Genomic DNA, 23650 nt, shown 5'->3' on the forward strand with positions numbered 1-23650 from the left:
GTTTTAAGTTCTCCGATATTTATTTTATCAATTTTGCAGCTATTATGTTTGCGAATGTACTTAATAGTTAAAATAAAATTTAATTTTTCTTAAATTATTAATTAATAGTCTTGAAGGAGCATCATTATTTCTTTTAAAAAGGAACTACTGTCTTTATTCCTTTTTGTTCAAAACGGAATTTGCATAATTTATTTGATCAATGTTACTATTAGAAGTAATTAGATTAATTTTATGTAGATCAATCAATTGATTAGTTTATGATAATTTTAGCAATTCTAAATCTGAAAAATTTTTATGCCTATAACTTTGAGTATCGTGATTTTAGTTAAATAACATCAAACTTAGGTTTCACACTTTAGAAATAGAATTGCTATATATTTCATCTCCGATACTTAGTCTGTTAAAAACATTATTGATCGCTAGTAAGAGTAGTTCAAATTACCATCAAACTAAGTAATTAGATAATAATAACCTAAATTTTTAACTTTCCCAATCCCCTTTATGAACTGTTTTTACCCACTTTAGTCGCTTAGGTAATATAGACATCCGGGTAATAGTAGCGCCCATCACTACAAACCAATGCAACATATAAAAAGTGCCTCGCACACTTTCTAAAAAAGTAAGTAGTATAGACAATGGATGTTCTTTCTCAGAAACAAAGTCCAACTTCCCTTCTCCAACCATACTCTTTTCTTGTTTCCTAGTTCGACGTAAACCAATAAACATTCCCAATACAGAAACTGTTACAGTAAACACAGTCAAAGGACTGGTGATGGGTAAACGACGCAAAATTATTGCCATCAGAAAATCAGGTACAGCAGCAACCGATATTAGATATTGGGTCACCAAAAATTGCCATAAATCCCAAGTCTTACCAAATCTCATTCGGTTACGCAAAATCAATTGCCAGTAATCTAGATAACGCTGATACCCACCTTCTGCCCATCGGGAACGTTGATGCCACAAAGCTTTTGGGTTAGTTACTCCTTCCTCCATTACTGCCGGAAAACTGAGAAAATCTATATCCCATTGGTTTAAGTGTAGACGAATTGTTAAATCTAAATCATCAGTAATAGTCTGTTCATTCCATCCCTCACATTCTTTCAGGGCATTCAAACGTACAAATTGGCCATTCCCCCTGAGTTCTCCAATCCCACCAATTGCAATTCGTTGTTCCTGAAAAAAACTATCTAGAGCCATTTCTGCTGATTGGCCTTTTGTCCAAAAATTTAGACCTGCATTGGCGATCGCTTTTCTAACTTGTACTGCCCCTACTTTTTCTCTGGCAAAAAGTGGTACTACCTTTCGGAGGAGATCCGGTGTTACCTCTGCATCTGCATCAAACACTCCTAAAATTTCTCCCTTAATCAAAGGTATCGCAGTATTGAGAGCGCCTGATTTACCTCCACTGGCATCTGGACTTCTCCTAATAACATTAAGCTGCTGATATTCTTTTGCCAACTGTTCTAACAATACAGGGGTTTGATCTGTACTATTGTCATCTATTACCCAAAGTTCGTAATTATTGGTTGGATAATCTAAAGTACAGATATTTTTTACCAATTTACTAATTACAGCCTCTTCATTTTTAGCTGCTACTAACAGAGATATATAAGGCCAGTCTGTCGAATTTTCTTCTGATAGAGGTTTTGGAGGTAGTTTTGGTTGAGCGAATAGTATTCTCATAAGTTGAACTGATAGTAAACCAGTCAGACCTAAAATTACCCAATATCCCCAGGAAAGTAAGTGCAGAGCGATAGTAGTGGTCCAAATCAGAAATGACATAAGTGCTGCTTTACGTCTACGACCATCGTAAATATTCTGATGACTACTTAACACTTCCTTTTCTTGTTTGATTTGACTCTGATCTAAGTATTTCTTAGTTTGTGCTACCTGATTATTTTGCTGTTCGTTACAGAAGTTATCGTTTTGATTGATTTGGGTTTCCCTATAATAATCATTTTTTGGCCAAGAACTGTTGGGCATAACTAAATTAATCTTAAAGATCCAATCACTAATAATTTTCTTATGTTTTAAGAGACTAACCTAATTCCGTCTGAAAAAACTATAAATATAATCTTTGTTAAGTAAAGAATTTAGTAAGTCAAGAATCTAGAGGGTAGTTTGGCTAACAATTGCTACACCACAGGTAATATAAAGTTTTAGAGCTGATTTTTTAAGACAGCTGAAACGTTGACTTAAATTTAGCTTTTATACATTGAGACTATAGTTACTTATAATATAATTTCCGAGGAATGGATATTATTGATTCAGGAAACTAGAGGATGTCAATTAATCAATTAAAGCCAGCCGAAAAAGGGGAAATAGCTGTTTACACTCCATATTACCCAGATAACAGACGTAAATACTTAGCTCATGCTATTAGTCTTTACAAACAAAAAAGTCTTGAAGGAGCGAGAGGTATAGAAGGAGGAGAAAATATCCCTTTTGTTATCACCTGGAATGTTTCTATATTACCTGCAGACATAACTCGTTGCCGAATGCAGTTTGATGGTAATCAGGAGCTTAGTTATGATACAACAATGGCCACTTATGAGTTTGTTGATTCTTTAATCGATGTATTGCTAATTTATCATCGTACTCGTAATGTAGATTTTTCTAAGAATTTTTATGGAAAGTTACTTCGCTATGAGTGATTCAGCTTGAAATGTAATTCCTGAGATTTAATCTTGTTCTCATCGAAAAGTTTGGATTTGAAACCCCGTGCTTTTAGCAGTGTTTTACATTTGATTAATGTCGCTATATACTAAAAATATCAAACAAGAGATTAATATTGGTCACTCCAACAATAAAAACTTTGTTCAGATTCCTTTTTGGCAATTGAGGCAAAAACTTAAAGCCTTGTGTTTTCGATACGGAATTGACTATTTGGAACAACAACAGTCTTACTCGTCCAAGGTGAGTTTTTACGACCGAGATAAATACCTGTTGACAATGCCAATAACCCCAGTCAAACTAAATTTTCGGGTAACAGAATAAAGTATGGGTTGTATCAGACAAAAGCTCAACATTTGGTTTCAGAAGATATTAATGGTAGTGTCAATATTTTAGTGAAAAGTAAGCACAAACTCAATTTTGAGCGAGTGTATAGGGGGCTTTTGGCTAACCCTTTAAGGATTTATATTTCTTAACAATTCCCGCCGTTTGACGGCGCGGGAGTGTCAACCTTATAATTTAAAAATGTGAAACAAATTGACAACATTTAATCTAAAATCCAAATTATATTGACATTGACAAGTTCATTGATTGCGGGAGTGAGGGTGTGCCAAAATCTGCCAATCATTTGCTAATTGGATCGACCGAAGCTTACAGTGGCAAGTCTACAATTACTTTAGGAATAGCCCATAAGCTGCAAAAGCAAGGGATAAGCATTGCTTATGGAAAACCCTTGGGAAACTCTTTAAATTCAGTATCTGTAGAAATTGATGCTGATGTAAAGTTTATTACTGAAACTCTCAAGCTTTCAGAAAATAGTATTCGGCCAACTCTGTTGATGCTAGATGAAAGTACTATCACAAAGCGTTTGCTTGGAGAGGACAACACTGACTATCAAAAATCTCTAGCTCAATATCTACAGGTAGAAGGAGAAGATTTAGTTTTATTAGAAGGACCAAGTAATTTAGATGAGGGTAATCTATTTGAACTATCCATAGTACAAGTTGCGGAAATTCTTAATGCTGCCGTAATTTTGGTTACTCGTCCAAATTCAGGTTCTTATATAGACTCTTTACTCTCAGCTAAACAACGTTTGGGTAGTTCCCTTTTGGGTGTGGTCATTAATGATGTACCACTAGCAGCACAAGAAACAGTAACTACTTTAGTGAGACCTTTTCTAGAGTCTAGGAACATTCCTGTATTAGGAATATTGCCGAGAAGCAGTCTCTTACGCAGTGTCACAGTGGCAGAATTAGTTAAACAATTAAACGCCCAGGTACTTTGTCGCCCTGACCGTCTGGATTTAATGGTCGAAAGCTTGACAATTGGTGCAATGAATGTTAGTGCAGCTATTAAATATTTCCGTAAAACTACAAATATGGCAGTAGTTACCGGAGGCGATCGCACAGACATTCAACTAGCAGCTTTAGAAACTTCTACCCATTGTCTAATTTTAACTGGGCAACTGCCTCCGGATGAGTTAGTACTGCGTCGTGCTGAGTATGTGGAAGTACCTGTTTTGTCAGTGGACTGTGATACTCTATCTACTGTAGAAATTATAGATAGAACTTTTGGTACTGTACGTTTACACGAACCTATGAAAGTAGAATGTGTGAATAGACTAATGGCACAAGACTTCAACTTTGAGCATTTGCTCAGTCATTTTCAGCTAGAGATTTAGTCAAAAAATTATCTTTTCTTTTACGGGTTTAATACTCCACCGTCTACACGGTGCTTGAAATTGTTTGGGGTTATGGGGAAAGGCAAGGGAGTGAACCCACCCCTAACCCCTCCCAGGAGGCAGGGTCAATTTATTGTCACTAGAAAAAAAAGGAAGAGGGGGTGGGGAGTGTGGGAAGTGTGGGGAGTGTGGGAAGCACAGAATCTCAAAAAAAATAGGGTTGTAAATATTCTCTGACGACAAAAAATTAGACCTGCTCCCAGGAGTGGAAGTAAAAACAAGAATAATTAATGCTAACCAGCGTGGTAATTAGGGTTTGCTTATGGAAGTCTTTTGCTATGAGGTAGGAGTGAACCCACCCCTGGCCCCTCCCCCTCCCAGGAGGGGAAGTCAGGATTAAAGAGTCAGGATTCAGGAGGAATGGGGGATTTAGAGGAGATAGTCGGATATTTTATCCCTTGATTTTTCTGCAATTATTCTGCCTTTTATCCTAACTTTTTGGTCGCTCAAGCTTAAAAAGTTGCACTTTTTTATAGCGAAAAAAAGCTAAAACCTTTACCTGTCAATGCTTTTATATTTGATATGTAAGCCCTAATTATCAAAAAGATAATTTAGCTTGTGTTAATTACTTAATAATTGAAGTGCTACCTAAGTATAATCTTACTTTTGGTAATTGTTATATCAAATCCGTTGAATTAGACATAAAAAAATTATTCAATCGTCATAACTACGCTCATCAAAGTGATTCTCTCTCCTCCTGACTCAGTCCTCCCTCTCCTGGGAGGAGCGCGCGGGTGGGTTGACTCCTCAAGACTTAACCAATCTATAACTGTTTAACCGGATTTGATATTATTAGACCTTCAGCATAGGTACCTTTTGCCTTTTTCAATGCTCCTGACTCCAAATACCGTGGAAACCCATTGGTATAACTTCTGGTAAGGCTAACCGACAAACAGGTTCAGCATCTAAGTTAGAAGCATCAAATATCCAGACCTCACTACAGTTGCGCTCTCCGTCAAAAATAACAGTTAATACCCATCCTTTCTGAGAATCTTCAGCATCAGGAGCATAGATAGGTTCCATTGGGTAGCAGTTTGGCCTTAAATCGGTGGTAGTAAGGGTATTTTTGTGATGGTCGAAACAGGCGATCGCCCCAAACATTTCTTGACTAATATCTATTCCCGGTTGATGAACTGACAAATAAGTAAAGCGAGATGGTTTTCCGACCTTAGCAGGAGCAACCGTAGGAAACTCACAGGGAATGTCTAATAATTTATAACTATCTATGATACGACCAGATTTAGGGTCTAGGCGTATCTGCCAAAATATCCCATTAGCAGGAGTATGAGTTTGGCCAGTAGGTACGTCTTGAAGGTACTTATTTGTTTGGTCAAAATCTGTATAGCGGATTAAGTAGACTAATATTGTGCCATCCGAGTCTACATAGCTATTGCCAAAGTGCCACTGAAACCAGGGTTCCGTTTCTTGACGACTGATGAGTTGTAGAGATGAGCAATCAACCAGTAAAATCTGTGTTCCTAGCTCTGGTTGCCAGGTTAAAGCATCACTAAAGCTTTTTATCTTTGTAAAAGCTGGCAGTAGTTGTAAACGTACTGGTGAAATAAAAAATATTAGATATGGACCTGCTAACACAAAATCGTGAATTAGAGGGACACCAGATATGGGAATCAGACCTTTTTGCTGAATTTTTCCAGTACTATTACTGCGGTATATATTGAGCGAGCTATTTAGTCCAGGAGTTACTCCAAAGTTATATATGTCACCTGTGGCACTATCTATTTTAGGATGAGCTGAATAGCTTTGATGATTTTCTAAGCCTCCTAAATCTTCTAGTCCCAAAGTTGCCAAAGTTTCCAGATTAAGAGTGTGGGGATTTCCACCTTCCCATAGCGCTAAAAGACGGTCTGGCAAAGCCAAAACTGAGGTATTAGCAGCATTTTTTATTGGTTGAGTGAGCTTGTCCCACAGATTTCCTGGAGGGTTCATTCCATAGCCACCAAAAATAAATCTTTCTTTTTCTGTCTCAAGTTGATACCCTGCTGTCTGCACATAACGATAAACAGCCCAAGGTTCTTGATTTTCTAGAAAAGAAGAATTAAAATGCACTGCTAGAATTGCACCATCTCCATCAAACCAGTGTCCTACTTTTTGTTGATTCCGGGATAATCTAGCAGGACCATTTCTATATAAACAACCTCTTAATCCAGAGGGGACAACACCAGAAATAATTGGTAGGGGAGTAGGTGGGAATTCTTGAGCTGGTTGAGAAAAAGCCTTTGCCCATCCTGGAGTTTTGAGCGATTGATTTTTAACGATCAATTGTTATTTTTCCTACAAATATAGATGTACAAAAATATATTTAATTGTTATAATCCTCTAGGCAATTTTATTACAGTAGATAAAATCTTTGAGTCAATCAATTGATATTCCCAAGGTAGATGACTTTTTAGAGGAACTTTTAGCAATCCAACAAACAGGTTCTAAACGAATTGCTATTTTGGGTTCTCGTCATGTTCCTATTACTCATCAACAATTAATTGAGTTGTTAAGTTATGCCTTGGTTTTAGGATCGAATCATGTTATTACATCAGGGGCAACAGGTACTAATTTAGCAGTAGTTCGGGGGGCAATGAGAGCCGATCCTAACTTAGTTACTGTTATTTTACCTCAAAGTATGAAACGGCAACCTAGAGAATCTCGCCAAGAATTGGATAAGGTTATTCATTTAGTGGAAAATCCTAAAAATGACCAATTATCTTTAGCTGAAGCAAGCTCTATTTGTAACCAGGAAATTATTTCTCGATGTCAACAGCTTATTTGCTTTGCTTTTCATGAAAGTAATACTCTGTTGAAGACTTGTCAAGATGCAGAAGATCAACGTAAAGTAGTAACTCTGTTCTATCTAGATTAACATAGCGAAAAAAATGAGTTTGTTGGATTTACCAGCATCATCAATATTATTAGATTCCATAGTAATAGGAGTAGTGCTAGTCTACGCACCTTTTTTAGTAGTAGCCTACGGTCGTGTTAAAGTAGGCTATGACCTGGGTGCACCTCGGGCTATGTTTGAAAAATTACCTGATTATGCTAAGAGGGCAACTTGGGCACATCAAAATTCTTTTGAAACTTTTATTGTGTTTACAGCAGCTTCTTTGATGGCATATCTAACACAACAAGATTCTATTTTGGCAATAGGAGCGGCAGTTGCTTTTGTCATTGCGCGATTTTTTTATTCGATATTTTATATTTTGAATGTGCCGATCGGGCGATCGCTAATGTTTGTTGTTAGTTCTTCTGGTACTACTATTTTATTTATTCTCAGTTTGATTAGTATTAATAATTTTTAATCTATTATGCTGGTTTAATTTAGAATAGTCTCTGTTTCTCAATTAAAGTTTAAGTGTAATAAATGTAATACTATTTGTTGGTATTAGGAAAAAAAATCCTAATATCAAGACCTGAAATATATAAAGAGATAAAGAGATTTTTTCCAATCAAAAATCTAAAATTATAGCAGTTTTGGAGTTAATAAGGTACAAAATTTTAGGACTTTAGGGAGTAGGGAAAAAAGATTAGTCTTCAAAGTGTACCTCACGTTTTCTAAAAAGTGCTGTAATTCATGGTTTAGGAGAAGGAACAAGGAATAAGAAAGTAAGGAAAAGTATTACCGAAAAATTCAGGTATAAAGCCTCTCCATTCATGGAGAAAGAAGAAAAAAAAATCCTTTGATTCAATCCTCTTAATTTATAGGAAGAGGTAATTCTAAATTCTAAATTCTAAATTCTAAATTCTTGAAGTTGTCTGATTTTTTAAACTTTTGAAATGTCCTAACCTTTTCTGCGACTGCTATATTAATTTAGTCAATTTTTTCATACTTAGAAGTTAAACAAAAGTAATATATTGAATAATTATGGCATCTACATCATCTTTTGATATTGTCAGCGATTTTGATAGACAGGAATTAGTTAATTCTATAGACCAAGCTGAACGAGAAATAAAAGCTCGTTATGATTTGAAAGATTCTAATACGACATTAGAATTGGGAGAAGATACAATTACAATTAATACCAGTAGTCAATTTGCTTTAGATGCAGTTCATACTGTTTTACAAACTAAAGCAGCAAAACGTAATTTATCGTTAAAGATATTTGATTTTGGTAAGGTAGAATCTGCTAGTGGCGGTAGAGTTAGGCAAGAAGTTAAACTGCAAAAAGGTCTTACTCAAGAAATTTCTAAAAAAATCACTAAGTTGATTAAAGATGAATTTAAGAAAGTACAAGCATCTATTCAAGGTGATTCAGTTAGAATTTCTGCTAAGTCTAAAGATGATTTACAAGCAGTAATGCAAAGGTTAAAAGAAGAAGATTTACCTGTGCCATTACAATTTACAAATTATCGTTAATTAGATAGCAGAAGGAAGAAGGAAGAAGGAAGAAGGAAGAAGGAAGAAGGAAGAAGGAAGAAGGAAAAGTATCACGTTGTCTGAGTTTTAAGCTTTTGATCTGTCCTAGCCTTTGCTTCGACTGCTATAACAATTTACCTTAATTTCTATGGAATATCTCGAGTAATATCCTGGTTTTGGATATTTTCGGGATAATTTTGATTGTTTTGAATTTCAAAAGATGAAATTCTCTAGGAGCTGATTGCTAGTATCAATATCTATGGCAATTTCCGGCAATAACTGAAAAAAAGAAGGGGATTTTTTTGACTTAGCCAAAAAAATAGTTGATAACCTGCTTGGAGGTGATTTGATTGTACGCCAAAAAATTTGAACTAAAACTGAGTAATCAGGAGCGCTCAAAAGTTGAAGCAAGAAGCAAACATCACCCACCCCCATCCCCTCCTGGGAGGGGAGCTAGGGCGTGTTTTCAAACTATAGCCACAAAATAATCCAGGCGATCGTGATCATGGCTGTATAATTGGCAGCAAGTTTTTCATACCGAGTAGCGATACGTCTCCATTGCTTGAGTCGATTGATAGCGCGTTCAACACCCGTTGCGTTGACGATATATTTCACGGCTAAACGAGCCTCGGCGTGGCTCATTGGATCATCTTGGAATTGTCAGGCCAATACCGCGACGACTTAAATAATTGCGTATGCGACGACCTGTGTAGCCTTTGTCTCCAACTAATCGTACAGGGCGTAAACGCGGACGGCCTGCCCCAGAACGCTTCACTGCTCCTTGTTCCATCAATTCTTCCAGAAACAGTGACTCGTGACGCTGGCCACGGCTCAATAGAAAAGTCATCGGTTGACCTTTCCCCTCACAACGTATGTGTATTTTTGTACTAAAACCACCACGAGAACGACCTAGTTTTTCTGAGGCTTGGCACCCTGTTTCCCTCCAGCAGCATGTTGATGGGCACGAATCACACTGCCATCGACATGCAGTTCGTTTAGATGAATTATAATTCTCTCAGTTGCTAAGTTCATTAGATAAAAACTCCTAAACTAAATCCTGATAGAAATGCTGTTGCTGTCAAGAACTGGGCTGTACAGTTACAGTGATGTGTCTAGTGAATACTGTACAGTTTACTAGACACCTACGCTTAAGGACAAGGCTTGAATCTCAATTATCTGACTTAAAAAACATTCAAATTGAGCATTAAAACCTGCGGAATATAGGTTATGAAGTTTTGATGAAGACAAACCCCTCTTATCTCTGGAAATCTACTATAGAGCACCTATTTTGCAAATAATTTGAGCTTGTTTGCAAGCCGTTACACCTAATTATTGCAATTTTTTGACTGTGACTCTCATCACTAGAATTATCTACCTGCTTCACATTCTGTCTGCTAACAAAGTCACTCTATAAATACTTCCTGAATCACTTAAACCTAACCGAAAAATCACCAGAATTAAGTAACTTTTGTCACCACCATCTCCAGAAACAAGGGAGATGATAAAAACATAGAGTTCAAAGAAAGGAAAGCCAAAAACATGAAAAACTAAATCATTGCATCCATCGCTGCTATCCCTTTCGCTTTAGGTACTTTATTTGCTGGTACTGGTACGGCAGTTGCTGCTGCTTTAATTGGTGAATTTCAATTTTCTAGTGGTTTCGATGTTACTGAACTTACAAAAGACGAGTTGAATTTTAATCCAAATCCCAGCACTCTTTCTATTAGTCTCTTTACTACAACAGGCAGTTTTGAGCAATATTGAATTGAATTCATTTTTTTGAAAATTGCATAACTCCAAAACAACGAGAAATAAGTATAGGCAGAACAGAAAAAATCAGGATTAATTCGCCTGAAAATTAACTCACAACTAGGATGAAAATCAATCATGTCAGGGATTACAATATATTCTGCGATCAGGGTGGCATCTCAACTGCTGCCAACAAGAATGTACTTAGCATCTCAAAACAGGAGAAATAGACATGAGTTTTTTTAAGAAGGTTGGAAAAGCCTTTAAAGATGTCGGAAAAGTCATTGCTGAGGAGACGGAAAAGACTGTGAATGAAATTTCCAAATCTCCAGTCATTAATGATATTGCGTCAGTAACTAAAGACGTTGGCACATCGGCAACACGAATTGTTACAGACACCGCGATTGACATTGCGAACGTGAGTACAGGCTTTCAGTTTAATGATGAAATGGAAGCTGCCAAGCAAACAATGTCAGATGCCGGAGTCCTGAGTGCGGCTGATGCGATTAAGAAAAATCACTATCCTTTTTTGGAACGAATGGAGGAGGAAGCCAGAAGAAAGTTATCGCAGATTCAAACATTGTTTCAAAGCGGTCAAAATTTAGAGCGCCAGCGAGATCAACTGGTGAGTACCCTCAGTGATATGTGTGGGGATGTCACCCTCTTGTCTCAGGAGAGTCTGGAAGCTGAAACATTATTAGCAGAAGCTCAGAAGATACCTGAGTGGGAGAAATGGGCAACAATCCTGGATCTTCCTCCAATAACTATTGCGCAAGTGAATCAGATCAGTGCTTCTACAAAGAAATGGGAGCAAGTTGGCAAAAAAATAGCGATGTCTAACCTGATTGTCGGTGTCGCAGATGGAACCGCTGCACTAATCGCTCTGGGTTCATTGTCAAAAGCTAAACGATTGACGAAAGTCTCAAATCTGACTCGCACAGGCTCATCAGCGGTGGTTAATACTGCTGCCAAGTCCTCAAAGTTTCTCAAAGTGGGCAAGCTTGCCGGGAGAGCATCAGGGGTTTTAGCAGTCGTTTCTGTGGGGCTTGATGTTGGTTTAAGTGTTGCAGAATTAGAGCGTCAGAAAGCTCAACTTGAGAAAACACTGGCTGAATTAGATCGTGATATTGCCGAGGCTAAACGAGATTTGTCCGCATTGCGTCAAGAAAAATCTGAAATTCTCTCTCGGATTAATGAGCTTCTCAACAGTGTAGAGCCACCTCAAACCTTAAAAAGTTGGCCAGCTTGGGCTGAATCAACGCAGGAGGCATTGAGATCGGTAGTCAATCGTTTGATTTCAGTCAATGGCATTATTGATCGAGCAAAGCAGAAAGCAGAGCAAACCAGAGGAAAGCCATTAGAGCAGAGAGTAAATAAAGTTGCGGCAATTGATCCGAATATTTCCAAAGCAGAAGCGTTGGAGATTATCAAGATGGTCGATCGCGAAGCGGGTTATTCTGAGGCTCAATCGACTGATCAGAGGAACTTCCAGGCTATTTCATCGCTGTCCTGGTCTGTTGAAGGTTCTAGTGAGCCTTTGATCGTGCAGAATGAAAAACTGAATCAGATCGTCTGTATGTATAGCCTTCCGGGAAACGATACCTCTTCTGACGCAACCTGGAAATATTACACAACTGCACAACTGACAAAAACTCTGTCAATCAAGTGGAGTTATGGAGGTTCTCATGCTTCTGAGAATCCGATTGGCGAGGTTGTTGTTTTTGCGGATAGCCCCTCTGGACGTGAAGTCATTACTTTATACGATGATGTTCCTCCATTAATGAGCGATCCGTCTGAGGGCAGTGCTTCTATCCAAGTTTATGAGCAGCAGGCTTTCGGCATTATTATCACAGCCAAAACAGGCTCGGCAGAAGTTCAACAAGATTCTGCCTCTATGAACATGACTTTAGGCTCTCTCACCATTCAATTCTTTGGGTAGCCTTTAGCGCGATGGAGAGGATTACTCTTTCATCCACTCAATTTTTCAGTTAATTAATCAACATCAAATTTAGGAGAATTATCATGGGATTTGGGTCTTTTTTTAAGATTGCTAAAAATGTCGGCACATTTATTGAGATTGTAGATACCACTGCTGATGTCGCGACTCTGGGAGATGAGATTGCGAAAGCTGCACTAGGCGATGATTACGATCCGGCTTTTCGCGATAAGTCTCAGGAGGTGGCAGAGGTCGGAAAACAGGTTGATGCCAAAGTCGCACAAGTCAAAAATGTGCAGACTGACATTGACAATCTCGACAATGCAATGAATACCTTAGATCTCAGCTTGGAGCTTTACGATTTCAAGCAGGTTCAAGTCAAGGAACTGATGGAAAAAGTGGGTCAGTTTAATCTGACTTTTGGGGATTTTCCGACCGCCTATGCTTGGCTCACGGGTCCTGCTCAACGAACTGACAATCATCTGAGTGCTGAAGAATTTGCTTTAGAAATCCAAGAAGTGCAGGAATATTTAGCACAAATCAGTTTCAGCCCCGCCGTTTTGGCAATCACCTCTGCGGATCTACTGTTTACAGCAGTCTGTCATGCCATCCGAAAACGCTTTGGTCAACCTTCAACTTCAACGGTAAGAGAGCGCAGAAATGCCTTTTCTGGTGCAGAAATGCTGGATGAAGCCCAGGCCCAGGCCATCAAAAAAATTCGCCGAAGAAGGATTGCAATTGGTGCTGATGTCGTCTCTAAGACGGTTAGTTCTGTTTCTCTGGGATTCACAATCTACAATATCTTTGATCGAGTCAATGCCCGCAACGAAGCTTTCGCGGCACTGGAAGAGAAACTTGATGAGTACCAAGATGAATTGGCTGCCTATAATTACTTGATTGGTGGGTATAGTTCAGCTCCTGACGATCAAGCGATTCGTGAAGCTGTTGAAGTCGCTAATTCTCTTCAAGAACAGATTGCCAACTTAGACGAAACCAATCCCGAAGAGGTGAATTTAACGGGACTGAATGAAAACCTGGAAACGGCAGAAGAGAATCTATCTATTCAGCTCAATAATAATGACGATTTCGCTCAAGCCAAATTTTTCTTTCAAGTTGACGATCCCGATAACCCAGAAGAGAAGATCGAGTGGAGCACTGAAGATGATTTAGGCTTGGCTTTTGGAATGAAGTCAATTGTTGAGGAAAATAATCAACGCAGCGACGGCATCTTGACCAACATTCGTAATCTGTTTGAGGATATGATTGAGGCACTTGATAGCACTCTCAATTCTACTGACGAATACGACCAATTTGCACAAAGCTACATCTCTGACCCCACGGTTATTGATGATGTCAAGCGTGAAAAAGAGGCATTTGAAACGTTAGCAGCAATTGCAGGCGATCGCGAGGATTCTTCTCAAGACCGTAAAGATCATGGATTTGACAAGATTCAAGAACACTTTCAAGACTCTTTGCAAACGCTGTTGTCTCAAGTGGTAGATTCGGCAACGGAGCTGTTGAGAAATGCTCAGTTTGCGGCTCAGATGGCAGTCGAAGCTCGACAGATTATTCAGGAGGCTAATCAGGAAGAAGAGGCTGTTAACGCCAGAAACGAAGAGAGTCGAAAACAAAATCAAGCTTTTCAGGATCTCATTAAACAGAATCTAATTCTACAAGGTAATACCAATCCGACTGAGGAAGATATCGATCAAGCACTTCTGGCTATGGGCATTACTGTCAATATCGAAGAATTTGATCGTGACGCCTTTATTCAGAATAAGGTTAATGATTCTGCAAAAGCAGAGTGGGACGCATCTGATTTAGACACAAATCCAACGGACCGATTTCCTAATGAAGAGTCTGCTCGCGCTCTCCTCTCTCTGATGGTTAGAGATTTATCTACACCTGAATAAACTTTCACATCAGTCAAGTACAATCGTTGATTTTATCGGGTGGGTTGCTGCAAAGTAAACCCACCTTGTCTTAACTAATCTTCACAAGTAGCTTTTTAGTTATGAATCTTTCCTGCCTGCTTAGGCAGGTAATAGTGGTGTTTTTTTCGATGGATTTTTCAAAATCATATCATTGGGAGTTTAATTATAGCGCTGTGCGCAGGCAACAGGCAACAGGCAACAGCTCATCTGGGGGAATAAAAAACCGATAATATCAGGCTTTTAGCTATTGGACAGTTACTGTAATTTGTAAATATGCCAGCGCACATTGCTATATAACTAATCCTTATTAAAAATGAACTTTAGAAAATTATAGCGCTGTGCGCAGGGAACAGGGAACAGGCAACAGGGAACAGGGGGAATAAATTGCCGATAATATTAAGACTTCTAGCTCTTTTGCCCCTACTACAATTTGTAAATATACCAGCGCTCATTGCTATATTAGTTATCTTTAAAGAGAGATGAGCCACTTCACCACTGAAATATTTGTTGTTTCTGTTTCTCAATTGACGCGGAGCGCGTCAGTGGCGGAACCAATCGCTGAGATTAAACGTTCGTTTGAATTTTTGAGATCGATTATTTGCGATATGTGTTCGGGCGATCGCCTTCACCTAGACCCGTCCCCCCGGCTATCAGTAGTTATTCAAAATTTCTACATGCAATCAACCAAACAAACCAGAATCCCCATTTTTAATTTGATTTGAAAACACGCCCTAGAGGGGTGGGTCAGGTTTTACTCAGTGAGTGCCGGAATTGTGTAGGTATTATACAGCAGATTTAATCATGTTGAACAAAGTTGTGAAACAATTATCAGTAGCTACAGCAACAGTAGGATTAGTAACTTTAGGCGCGACTTTCGCTCATATCCAAACTGCTAATGCTGCTGCCATCAGGTCAGGATTTAACTCAAATACGGCCGTTCGCCCATACAAAAGTAATCTCTGACTTATTTTCATCATTTAGTATTGTCCGCGCCCTAATTACGTAGTGCTATATCTCGCAATTTTGTTGTTGAGGCCAAAAAATCCTTGAAAAGCAATTTTCTTTTAGAGACTTTTCTTAAACAATTAACAATGGCCTGGAATTGGCTGAAGAATACTCACAGACCATCAAGCTGAACCTGAAATACATCGTCATATTATTAACCACATTTATGAAAAAATGTCAATAAGTGAACCACCCATTTTAGGGGTCGAATGAGAGTATAAGCTTTTGGCATTGGTAGTTGGGTCGGAGTCATATTCTTATCTAGTTATCTTTTCGATTTTCTAATGACTTGAATTGTTAAGTTTTTTTCAATTTAGATATAACTTAATAAACATTGCTAGAGCTTATTACTATCCAAAGTAAAAGAAATTAACATCGATCCCTGTAGATGTTAAATTATTGTTAACTGAAAATTAAAGAGATAAAAATACAGATAAATTTGTATGACTGCAACAACGCCAAAACCAACAACAGTTCCAGATTTTTGCGAAGGTATCCAATATTTTGGAGAAGCTTGGCCTGATTTTGAGACCCACGGTAATACTCCAGCAATAGCAGAAGGAAGTAAAGCGATCGCCTCACCAAGGGACCCTGCTGGGGTATATCAAACTCTCCTCTATGCTGATGCTCTGCGTTACCTAATGCTACAAGTTACAGGCAGCAAAGCATCAGGACACCCTGGTGGTTTTGCTAGTCAAGCTGAAGCTTATGCAGCACTGGTAATGTTAGGCTACAAAAATATTATGACAGAAGTCGGACACCATGCCCCCGGTTTTTATAGCGCTGCATTTCTAGACCGCTCCCTAGAAGACATGGAAATCTCCACAGTACAGCAAATGCGCGATCGCTTCCGGGAAATGCACGGACTTCTCGGGCACCTATCTGGCTGCATCCCAGGACTTTTAAACCCTGCCGGACCACTGGGTCAAGGGCAACACTTCGCCATGGCAGCAGCATTATTACACCGTGACACTCTATTTCCATTTACCATGGGAGATGGTGGTATGGGCGAACCATACCCAGTCAGCGCCATGGCACATTTCAATACTGCTTATCCTGAAGTTACCAACTTTTTACCAGTATTAGTGTGGAATGGTTACAGTCAAGAACACCACAGTATGGTATCTACCAAAACCAATGAAGAAATGATTGCCTATTGGAAAGGTAACGGTTTTGCGGAAGTAGTACTGGTAGATGCTAAAGACTTCGACGACAAAAACCAAGCAGGAGATTATATAGATAGCAGTGCTTTCTCTTTTGAAAAGCGTCTAGAATTCACAAAAGCTGTATTAGAAAATGTGGATAAAGCTGCAAAATCTGCTCTCGGTGGCACACTTACCATTTTTATTATCAAACAACTTAAGGGTACAGGGGTTCATGCCAGAGGTTCAAAATCTCATAACCTCTATCCTAAAGATACTCTCGACAGTCCCCACATGATCGAAGCTCTCAAAGAACGTGCTTTACCAGTAGCAGGTTGGGAATTAGTCCGGAAAAATTGCGAACGTGCTGGTGGGGGTCCTGCTTCTAAAACTGTTGTCACTGAATTTGAATACCCGCTAGCAGAATTAGGTCAACTACCTCTAGAAGAATTTGCTGTTGGTGGAGATCCGAAAGTTGCCACAACTGCAATGGGAGCATTAATAGCTCATGTCGGTCAAAAAGACCCTCATTTCTTGCTGACAAATGCGGATGGTAACGCTGCATCGGGAATTAACAATGTTAACCAGGCATTGAAAATTATTCACCCCACCCCCGACGACATTTATTTCCAAGGCCCGAAAGGTCAAGTTTACGAACCTTTGAGCGAAGATGCTTGTGCGGGAATGGCTGCGGGTTTGGCATTGATGGGAGCGAGGACAGTTTGGTGTTCCTATGAATCTTTTGCTATTAACGGCGTACCTATTTGGCAGACTGTCACCCAAGCAATGGCTGAATTGCGTCACCTTACTCCTTCAACAATTACATTATTTACTGCGGGAGCATTAGAGCAGGGGCGCAACGGTTGGACGCACCAACGCCCAGAAATTGAGGCTTATTTTGCAGCGATGATGCGCAATGGGAATGTGTTTGCCCTGTTCCCACCCGATGCTAACAGTATTCAAGCTTGCTATGAGTGGGCGCTGACAACCAAGAATAAGGGTATAACAATCACTGCAAGTAAATCTCCGCTACCAATTCGGACTACTTTTGAACAGACAAGACAAGGGTTGCGGGATGGTGCTGTTGTTCTCCAAGAAGTTGCAGGAGACCAGACAGTTGTGTTTGCGGTAGTGGGAGATATGCCATTAATTCCAGTATTTGAAGCTGCTGCTTATTTGGAAACTGAAGGTATTGGGGTGCGCATAGTCTCGGTGATTAATCCCCGCCGTTTGTATCGTTCCCAGGATACAGGTTGGGATACTTGCTCTGAAGCTGATGGCGGATTTTTAGATGATGCTGGTTTTGAAAAGTTATTTGGTGGTGATGCCTTAATTGGCGTGACTGGCGGTGCGAGTTTAATGTTGGAACCGATAATGTTACGGAGTCAGGTTAAGCGGGATACCTTTGCTTGGCGTCGGGGAGAGACTGCTTCCAGTGCTGGTCAGGTGATGGCTTTTAATGGTTTAACTGCCGAGACTTTGACTAAGCGAGCGATCGAGTTGGTACATTGAGATGATGAGTTAATCTGAGTCGTAGGTTGGGTTAAGCGTTGATCGCAACCCAACACCCTAATGTCACTACACGGAAGTCATGCATTCAAAAGTCAAGAAGTAAGGTATTTGTCCTTACAAAGGTTTGGCTTATTTTGATTGTACAGAAGAGGATGCCAGATATTTCTATGGACGTACTGCTCTAACTGATGAATTATTAGAAAAGGTGCGTGTTGGTAATTTTCTGGCTGTCTTGGGTGCTTCGGGCAGTGGTAAATCTAGTGTTGTCAGGGCAGGATTGTTATATCAATTACAGTTGGGAAGGCGTTTGTCTGGTAGTGAAAGTTGGCAGATTAAAATTTTTCATCCTGGCGAACATCCCCTAAATTCTTTGGCACTCGATTTTTTAGATTCTGAGTTATCTGATATTAAACGCGCTACCCAATTAGCTCAAGCTGAGGAATTGATCAAAAAAGGTTCTGAAGGTTTGAGGCAAATAATTTCTGTGGCGGATACACCAAAACTGGTGCTGGTAGTAGATCAGTTTGAAGAAGCTTTTACCTTATGTCAGGATACCTCAGAACGTCAGCAGTTTTTTGCCTGCTTGTTTGATGCTTTACCGAAAACGGATAAACTCTGTTTAGTCTTGACTATGCGGGCAGATTTTTTTAGTAAATGTATTGAACAGGAATATAGCGGACTGGCACAACTTATGCAGCAACATGGTGTTGTTGTGATGGGAATGTCCGAAGAGGAGTTAAGAAAAGCAATTGTAGAACCAGCAAAACAGGTAGAATTGGAAATTGAGCCAGCACTGGTGGAACAAATACTGGCAGATGTAGCGGATGCTCCAGGGTATCTGCCATTGTTACAATATACACTGACAAGGCTGTGGGAGGAAAGAACAGATAATTGTTTGCAGCTCAAGACTTATGTGCAATTGGGTGGTGTGATGGGTACATTGCGTCAACGTGCTGATCAGGTGTATGAAGGATTTTCTGAAGAGGAAAAAGCAGCAGCGCGATATATTTTTCTAGAACTAACGCAGTTGGGAGAAGGTACCGAGGATACCCGCAGAAGAGTATTGCAGCCGAATTTAGTTAATGAGCGTTATGGAGAAAAACTGATTGAGACTGTAGTTCAGAAGTTAGCTGATGAAAAGTTGGTTGTTACGACTGAAATAGTAGCAAAAGGAGGACGAGCAGAGAGAGTAGCAGTGGTGGATGTGGCACATGAAGCATTGATTCGTCACTGGAGTCTATTGCGGAGTTGGGTGAGTGAAAACCGCGATGCAATTAGAGTCAAGCGTAAGATTGAGATGGCGGCTGAAGAGTGGGAAAGTCAAGGGAAATTAAAGGATTATTTGTTTGTGGGGTTAAAGTTGACGGAAGCAGAGAATTTTTTGGGGAATTATGAAAAGTTAGGTTTGCTGTCTGTGTTGGGGAAGGAATTTATGGATCGCAGCATTCGGCAACGCAAGATAAATAAATGGTTTAGGGTTGGGGAATTTGCTGCTTTTATCAGTGTGGTTGTGCTAGGAGCAGGTTTATCGATTTATTTGGGGATACAATTGAGTGTACAATTAGAAAACCAGACACTTTTTCAGATACAAAACCAGACACTTTTCCAGAATTTCGGAAGTCCTTCAGCAATTGCCTTTAGTCCAGATGGCAAACAGATTCTCAGTGCAAGTAGAGACAGGACTTTGCGCTTGTGGGATACAGATTCGGGTACACTTATCCGTACCATAGAAGGTCATACAGATGATGTCACAGCGGTCGCCTTTAGTCCAGATGGCAAACAGATTCTCAGTGCAAGTAGAGACAGGACTTTGCGCTTGTGGGATACAGATTCGGGTCAACTTGTCGAGACCCAGGAATTAGAAGGTGATACAGATAGTGTCACGGCGGTCGCCTTTAGTCCAGATGGCAAACAGATTCTCAGTGCAAGTAGAGACAGGACTTTGCGCTTGTGGGATACAGATTCGGGTACACTTATCCGTATAACAGAGTAATCTTGGTCTTGGAGATGACTTAAACGGCTCATCAGTTTTGAAGTTTTGTGTTTTTTCATCTACATTGACTTAATCAAAGAATAACAATACAATGCCTTAGAAAAGCATACTATTAGACAGCCTCGACTTACGCATACATGAAATCCATCAGAACCAAGCTCAAACTGAATAACAAACAGAAAACCCTGATGGCTCAACACGCTGGTTATAGCAGATGGTGTTATAATTGGGGTTTAAATTTATGGAATGCTGCTTATAAAGATGGTTATAAACCAAATATTCGTAAGCTTAGAGAAACTTTTACTAACCACACAAAACCACTTTATCCCTGGATGAAAAACTTGTCATCTAAAGTCTATCAATATGCTTTTATCAACTTGGGTGAAGCATTTGAGAACTTCTTTCAAGGGTTAAGTAAATATCCAATATTTAAGAAAAAAGGTAGGTCTGATTCTTTCACAATTGATAATTCTGGAAGACCCATAGAATTAAATGGATGGAATCATAAATTACCTGTTATTGGTTGTGTCAAAACTTACGAACCTATTGAGGCAACAACTCAAAAAATAACCATTAGTAGACAAGCAGGCGATTGGTACTTAAGTTGTAGCTACGAATTTACTCCCACTCCAACACCTAAAAAAACTGAAGTTGTGGGTGTAGATTTAGGAGTAAAAACTTTAGCAACTTTAAGCACAGGAGAAGTATTTGAAGGAGCTAAGTCTTACAAGAAATTTGAAAACAAACTATCTAGACTACAATACTTGAACCGCAATAAAAAAATTGGTTCAGCTAATTGGAAAAAAGCACAACTGAAAATAGCAGCATTGCATAGAAGAGTAGCAAATATCCGTAAAGACACACTTCATAAATTGACAACTTACTTAGCCAAAAACCACGGCACTGTTGTCATAGAAGATTTGAACGTTCGCGGTATGTTAGCCAACCATAAACTAGCTAAATTAATAGCAGACCAAGGATTTTATGAATTTCGGAGACAGCTTAGGTACAAGTGCCAATGGTACGGTTCAGAGCTAGTAGTAGTAGATAGATTCTTTCCATCATCAAAGACTTGCTCAAACTGTGGTCATGTCCAAGATATGCCCTTAAATCAAAGGACTTATGATTGTCCAGAGTGTGGCCTGTCGATAGATAGAGATTTAAACGCCAGTATTAATTTGAGAAATGCGGTCGGCTCGATCGTAAATGCCTGTGGATGAGTAACCGCCGACGGACTCAGTAGAAGCAGGAAGTAAACATCAGATTATTACATTATGTGACTGTTTGTATCAGTTTTATAGAGCAGTGGGGACAAGACTTTGCATTTGTGGCGGGGTTTATATGGGTAAAATTTGTTAAAAGATGTAATCAACTACAATTTCATCCTGACCTCGTTAAACCTGAAAATAAAGATGCAGCAGAAGCTTGTCTCAAGTATGCAGGTTGGGACGATCAAACCAAAGCAGAATTTCGGGATAGATAACGTTTGTCTAGAGAATAAGGAAAATACCAAGATTGCTGTTATAGCATTTCCCATTAAAATGAGATACATTTACGATCCCCCTAAATCCCCCTTGAAAAGCTATCCTTTATAAGGAACTCCTGAAACCTTTGTAGGAGGGTGGGAAGAGGGGGAAGAGGGGGAAGAGGGGGAAGTAAGAATTTTCTTTAAAGTCCTCAAAAAATTGTCTCATTCAATACAATTTTCTCCGGAAAAAGCCGTTTCCAGACATACACAGAACTTGTATCTTTTGTCAAGTTTTATGTTAAGAAAGATGTTTATAAAGCATAGCTTGAAAAGGGGGACTTTGAAGGCTCCCCCCTTTTTTAAGCGGTTCCCCCCTTATGAAGGGGGGTTAGGGGGGATCTGGGGGCAGGGGGGGATATATTAGACAGAATCAGGATCGACCCCTAACTCTTTTAGTTTAGCAGCCAGACGTTCCGCTCGTTGCTGTTGTTGTTCAGCACGTTGACGTTCCTGGTCAGCACGTTGACGTTCTTGTTGGGCTACTTCTCCTGGCAATAATACCAAATTTCCTTGCTCGTCATAAAATCGTAACCACACTGCCGACTCTTGCTGAATACTCCCTTCCCAAGTACCCAACCATAACTCCAACTTCTTGCACCACAACCATCCTCGCTCGTCCGGCTGTAACTTCTGATATCTATCGTTTTCCAGAGACCATCCCTCTAATGATTTCCGATCAAATGGATTAAAGATGAAATAATATGGAGTACGGAATGTTCCCTCGTAAATATCCTTTTTTTTACCAATGTCTACACTAGCAGTTGAAGGAGATGTGAGTTCAACTATCACATCTGGATAACGACCTTCTTCTTCCCAAACTACCCATCCTTGACGATCTGTCTTGCCATCAACATCCAAAACCACAAAGAAATCAGGACCTTTGTAATCACGATTTCTCGCTTGAGCGCTACTATAATAAATAAACATATTGCCACCAGCAAAAAAGTCGTTGCGGTCTGACCAATGTTGATACAAAGAATCTATCAGAAGATTCATGGCAATACGGTGACGTTTGCTTTCCAAGAGTTCTCCATCATCAAAGATTAAGTCTGTAGGTGGCATGGGTGGTTCCCAGTCGGGAGTTACTTCGGTGAGTAACTCGGTTTTGGGAGATGTTTCTGTAGTCATTGTTCGCCCCCTCCGATCATGTTTTCATTTTTTTAGAGTAGCATGGATGAAATAATATCAGGACTGACGCAACGCACCCTAATGGACTGACACACCTTAAATGGTGCATTAGGAAAAAATTCTCAAACCTTGCTATAATAAGAATTATACGAAAAAAGCACTCTGCACAGTTTTAGCTGTGTCAGTCTACTACTAAACTCTGATGGTTCAAGAGGATTATTACAGCAGATAATTACAATATGGAACAACTCACTGTCGATCAATTTGGTCGTATCGAAATCCCTGAAAAAATACGCCAGCAATTAGGAATTAACAATCAAACTAAGTTATCCTTAAAAGTTGAAAATGGTCAACTTATTCTTCAACCCTTAGAACCAGAATTAGAAACCTACTATGAAGATGGAATATTAGTCTTTAAAGCTGAACCGATATGTAATACAGAAACAATCATTGATGAACTGAGAACAGAAAGAATTAATGAATTAACATCGTGGTAAAAGCTTTATTTGATACAAGTGTTTTAGTCACTGCATTATGGACTAATCATCCTAAACATTCAGCTTGTCTTTCACGATTAAAAAAAGTTAAATCTGGAAATATTCAAGGAATAATTTGCACTCATACTTTGGCAGAACTCTATTCCGTTTTAACTCGCCTTCCGATAAAACCTGCTGTTTCCCCAAAACTTGCACAACAATTAATCAGAGAAAATTTAGCAGAATTTGAAGTGATTTCTCTCTCTACTGAAGATTATCAAACTGTTATTAATAAAATGGTAAATTTGAATTTAACAGGAGGTGGAATTTACGATGGTTTAATTGCTCAAGTTGTTTTTAAAGTAGAGGTAGATCGGTTACTTACTTTAAATCCTAACCATTTCATACGTCTTGGTGAAGAAGTAGCAAAATTAGTAGAAGTACCGACATAAAATTTACAGCGATCG

Annotated in this window: 18 protein-coding genes and 1 pseudogene; 15 read left to right on the plus strand and 4 right to left on the minus strand. The window is 39.3% G+C overall.

Going from position 1 to position 23650, the window contains the following annotated elements; translation table 11 throughout:
- Positions 1 to 480 precede the first annotated feature (480 nt).
- Positions 481 to 1986, minus strand: coding sequence for a glycosyltransferase family 2 protein (locus F6K06_RS15460; protein WP_124155254.1), 1506 nt, complete (start codon positions 1984 to 1986; stop codon positions 481 to 483).
- Positions 1987 to 2285: 299 nt separating this feature from the next.
- Between F6K06_RS15460 and ebsA the strand changes: the two genes are divergently transcribed.
- From ebsA to F6K06_RS15475, 3 genes are all read left to right on the plus strand, one after another.
- Complete coding sequence (gene ebsA / locus F6K06_RS15465) at positions 2286 to 2657, plus strand: type IV pilus biogenesis protein EbsA (protein ID WP_124145616.1); 372 nt, start codon at positions 2286 to 2288, stop codon at positions 2655 to 2657.
- 97 nt (positions 2658 to 2754) lie between these two features.
- On the plus strand, positions 2755 to 3000 hold the full coding sequence (locus F6K06_RS15470) for a hypothetical protein (protein ID WP_205127411.1): 246 nt from the start codon (positions 2755 to 2757) through the stop codon (positions 2998 to 3000).
- A 283-nt stretch (positions 3001 to 3283) separates the two neighbouring features.
- A complete protein-coding gene (locus F6K06_RS15475) occupies positions 3284 to 4357 on the plus strand; it encodes a phosphotransacetylase family protein (RefSeq protein ID WP_124145617.1) in 1074 nt (357 codons plus the stop codon).
- Between the two features lie 885 nt (positions 4358 to 5242).
- Here the strand turns inward: F6K06_RS15475 and F6K06_RS15480 are convergent.
- Positions 5243 to 6697 (minus strand): carotenoid oxygenase family protein, encoded by a 1455-nt coding sequence (locus F6K06_RS15480; RefSeq protein WP_240039000.1) that lies wholly within the window; start codon positions 6695 to 6697, stop codon positions 5243 to 5245.
- Between the two features lie 88 nt (positions 6698 to 6785).
- Between F6K06_RS15480 and F6K06_RS15485 the strand changes: the two genes are divergently transcribed.
- The 3 genes from F6K06_RS15485 to F6K06_RS15495 all read left to right on the plus strand — a co-directional run bounded on the left by F6K06_RS15485 (position 6786) and on the right by F6K06_RS15495 (position 8780).
- Entirely contained in the window at positions 6786 to 7289 is a 504-nt protein-coding gene (locus F6K06_RS15485; RefSeq protein ID WP_124145618.1) for a DNA recombination-mediator protein A, read from the plus strand.
- A gap of 13 nt (positions 7290 to 7302) precedes the next feature.
- Positions 7303 to 7725 (plus strand): MAPEG family protein, encoded by a 423-nt coding sequence (locus tag F6K06_RS15490; RefSeq protein ID WP_192901145.1) that lies wholly within the window; start codon positions 7303 to 7305, stop codon positions 7723 to 7725.
- 563 nt (positions 7726 to 8288) lie between these two features.
- The gene (locus F6K06_RS15495; RefSeq protein ID WP_124145619.1) at positions 8289 to 8780 is read left to right on the plus strand and encodes a YajQ family cyclic di-GMP-binding protein; all 492 of its coding nucleotides are present in this window, start codon (positions 8289 to 8291) and stop codon (positions 8778 to 8780) included.
- Positions 8781 to 9426: 646 nt separating this feature from the next.
- Here the strand turns inward: F6K06_RS15495 and F6K06_RS15500 are convergent.
- Positions 9427 to 9678: pseudogene (locus F6K06_RS15500) on the minus strand (transposase); the annotation flags it as partial.
- A 1083-nt stretch (positions 9679 to 10761) separates the two neighbouring features.
- Here F6K06_RS15500 and F6K06_RS15505 point away from each other — a divergent pair.
- The 7 genes from F6K06_RS15505 (at position 10762) to F6K06_RS15535 (ending at position 21534) form a co-directional block, all read left to right on the plus strand.
- Positions 10762 to 12468, plus strand: a complete 1707-nt coding sequence (locus F6K06_RS15505; protein WP_124145622.1) for a hypothetical protein — start codon at positions 10762 to 10764, stop codon at positions 12466 to 12468.
- An 83-nt stretch (positions 12469 to 12551) separates the two neighbouring features.
- Positions 12552 to 14378, plus strand: a complete 1827-nt coding sequence (locus tag F6K06_RS15510) for a hypothetical protein (RefSeq protein ID WP_287241994.1) — start codon at positions 12552 to 12554, stop codon at positions 14376 to 14378.
- Positions 14379 to 15200: 822 nt separating this feature from the next.
- Positions 15201 to 15362, plus strand: a complete 162-nt coding sequence (locus tag F6K06_RS15515) for a hypothetical protein (RefSeq protein WP_161564287.1) — start codon at positions 15201 to 15203, stop codon at positions 15360 to 15362.
- A gap of 485 nt (positions 15363 to 15847) precedes the next feature.
- A complete protein-coding gene (locus F6K06_RS15520) occupies positions 15848 to 18058 on the plus strand; it encodes a phosphoketolase (RefSeq protein ID WP_287241991.1) in 2211 nt (736 codons plus the stop codon).
- Positions 18059 to 18182: 124 nt separating this feature from the next.
- Positions 18183 to 20051, plus strand: coding sequence for a hypothetical protein (locus tag F6K06_RS15525; protein ID WP_287241989.1), 1869 nt, complete (start codon positions 18183 to 18185; stop codon positions 20049 to 20051).
- A gap of 137 nt (positions 20052 to 20188) precedes the next feature.
- Positions 20189 to 21271 (plus strand): RNA-guided endonuclease TnpB family protein, encoded by a 1083-nt coding sequence (locus F6K06_RS15530; protein WP_124142741.1) that lies wholly within the window; start codon positions 20189 to 20191, stop codon positions 21269 to 21271.
- Positions 21272 to 21327: 56 nt separating this feature from the next.
- A complete protein-coding gene (locus tag F6K06_RS15535) occupies positions 21328 to 21534 on the plus strand; it encodes a hypothetical protein (protein WP_124142740.1) in 207 nt (68 codons plus the stop codon).
- 405 nt (positions 21535 to 21939) lie between these two features.
- Here F6K06_RS15535 and F6K06_RS15540 read toward each other — a convergent pair whose 3' ends face one another.
- Complete coding sequence (locus tag F6K06_RS15540; RefSeq protein WP_124142739.1) at positions 21940 to 22707, minus strand: Uma2 family endonuclease; 768 nt, start codon at positions 22705 to 22707, stop codon at positions 21940 to 21942.
- A 239-nt stretch (positions 22708 to 22946) separates the two neighbouring features.
- Here F6K06_RS15540 and F6K06_RS15545 point away from each other — a divergent pair, with 239 nt between their 5' ends.
- On the plus strand, positions 22947 to 23204 hold the full coding sequence (locus tag F6K06_RS15545) for an AbrB/MazE/SpoVT family DNA-binding domain-containing protein (protein WP_124142738.1): 258 nt from the start codon (positions 22947 to 22949) through the stop codon (positions 23202 to 23204).
- A complete protein-coding gene (locus F6K06_RS15550; protein ID WP_124142737.1) occupies positions 23198 to 23635 on the plus strand; it encodes a PIN domain-containing protein in 438 nt (145 codons plus the stop codon). Before F6K06_RS15545 ends, F6K06_RS15550 begins: the two co-directional genes overlap by 7 nt.
- Positions 23636 to 23650: the final 15 nt, after the last annotated feature.

The sequence above is a fragment of the Okeania sp. SIO1H4 genome (assembly GCF_010672695.1).
GTDB lineage: Bacteria > Cyanobacteriota > Cyanobacteriia > Cyanobacteriales > Microcoleaceae > Okeania > Okeania hirsuta.

What these genes read in the sequence shown, in the direction of transcription:
- F6K06_RS15515 (WP_161564287.1), top strand. Translation starts at nt 15,201, where the DNA reads ATGTTGAACAAAGTTGTGAAACAATTATCAGTAGCTACAGCAACAGTA.
- F6K06_RS15490 (WP_192901145.1), top strand. Translation starts at nt 7,303, where the DNA reads ATGAGTTTGTTGGATTTACCAGCATCATCAATATTATTAGATTCCATA.
- F6K06_RS15530 (WP_124142741.1), top strand. Translation starts at nt 20,189, where the DNA reads ATGAAATCCATCAGAACCAAGCTCAAACTGAATAACAAACAGAAAACC.
- F6K06_RS15495 (WP_124145619.1), top strand. Translation starts at nt 8,289, where the DNA reads ATGGCATCTACATCATCTTTTGATATTGTCAGCGATTTTGATAGACAG.
- F6K06_RS15460 (WP_124155254.1), bottom strand. Translation starts at nt 1,986, where the DNA reads ATGCCCAACAGTTCTTGGCCAAAAAATGATTATTATAGGGAAACCCAA.
- F6K06_RS15510 (WP_287241994.1), top strand. Translation starts at nt 12,552, where the DNA reads ATGGGATTTGGGTCTTTTTTTAAGATTGCTAAAAATGTCGGCACATTT.
- F6K06_RS15545 (WP_124142738.1), top strand. Translation starts at nt 22,947, where the DNA reads ATGGAACAACTCACTGTCGATCAATTTGGTCGTATCGAAATCCCTGAA.
- F6K06_RS15520 (WP_287241991.1), top strand. Translation starts at nt 15,848, where the DNA reads ATGACTGCAACAACGCCAAAACCAACAACAGTTCCAGATTTTTGCGAA.
- F6K06_RS15470 (WP_205127411.1), top strand. Translation starts at nt 2,755, where the DNA reads ATGTCGCTATATACTAAAAATATCAAACAAGAGATTAATATTGGTCAC.
- ebsA (WP_124145616.1), top strand. Translation starts at nt 2,286, where the DNA reads ATGTCAATTAATCAATTAAAGCCAGCCGAAAAAGGGGAAATAGCTGTT.
- F6K06_RS15505 (WP_124145622.1), top strand. Translation starts at nt 10,762, where the DNA reads ATGAGTTTTTTTAAGAAGGTTGGAAAAGCCTTTAAAGATGTCGGAAAA.
- F6K06_RS15540 (WP_124142739.1), bottom strand. Translation starts at nt 22,707, where the DNA reads ATGACTACAGAAACATCTCCCAAAACCGAGTTACTCACCGAAGTAACT.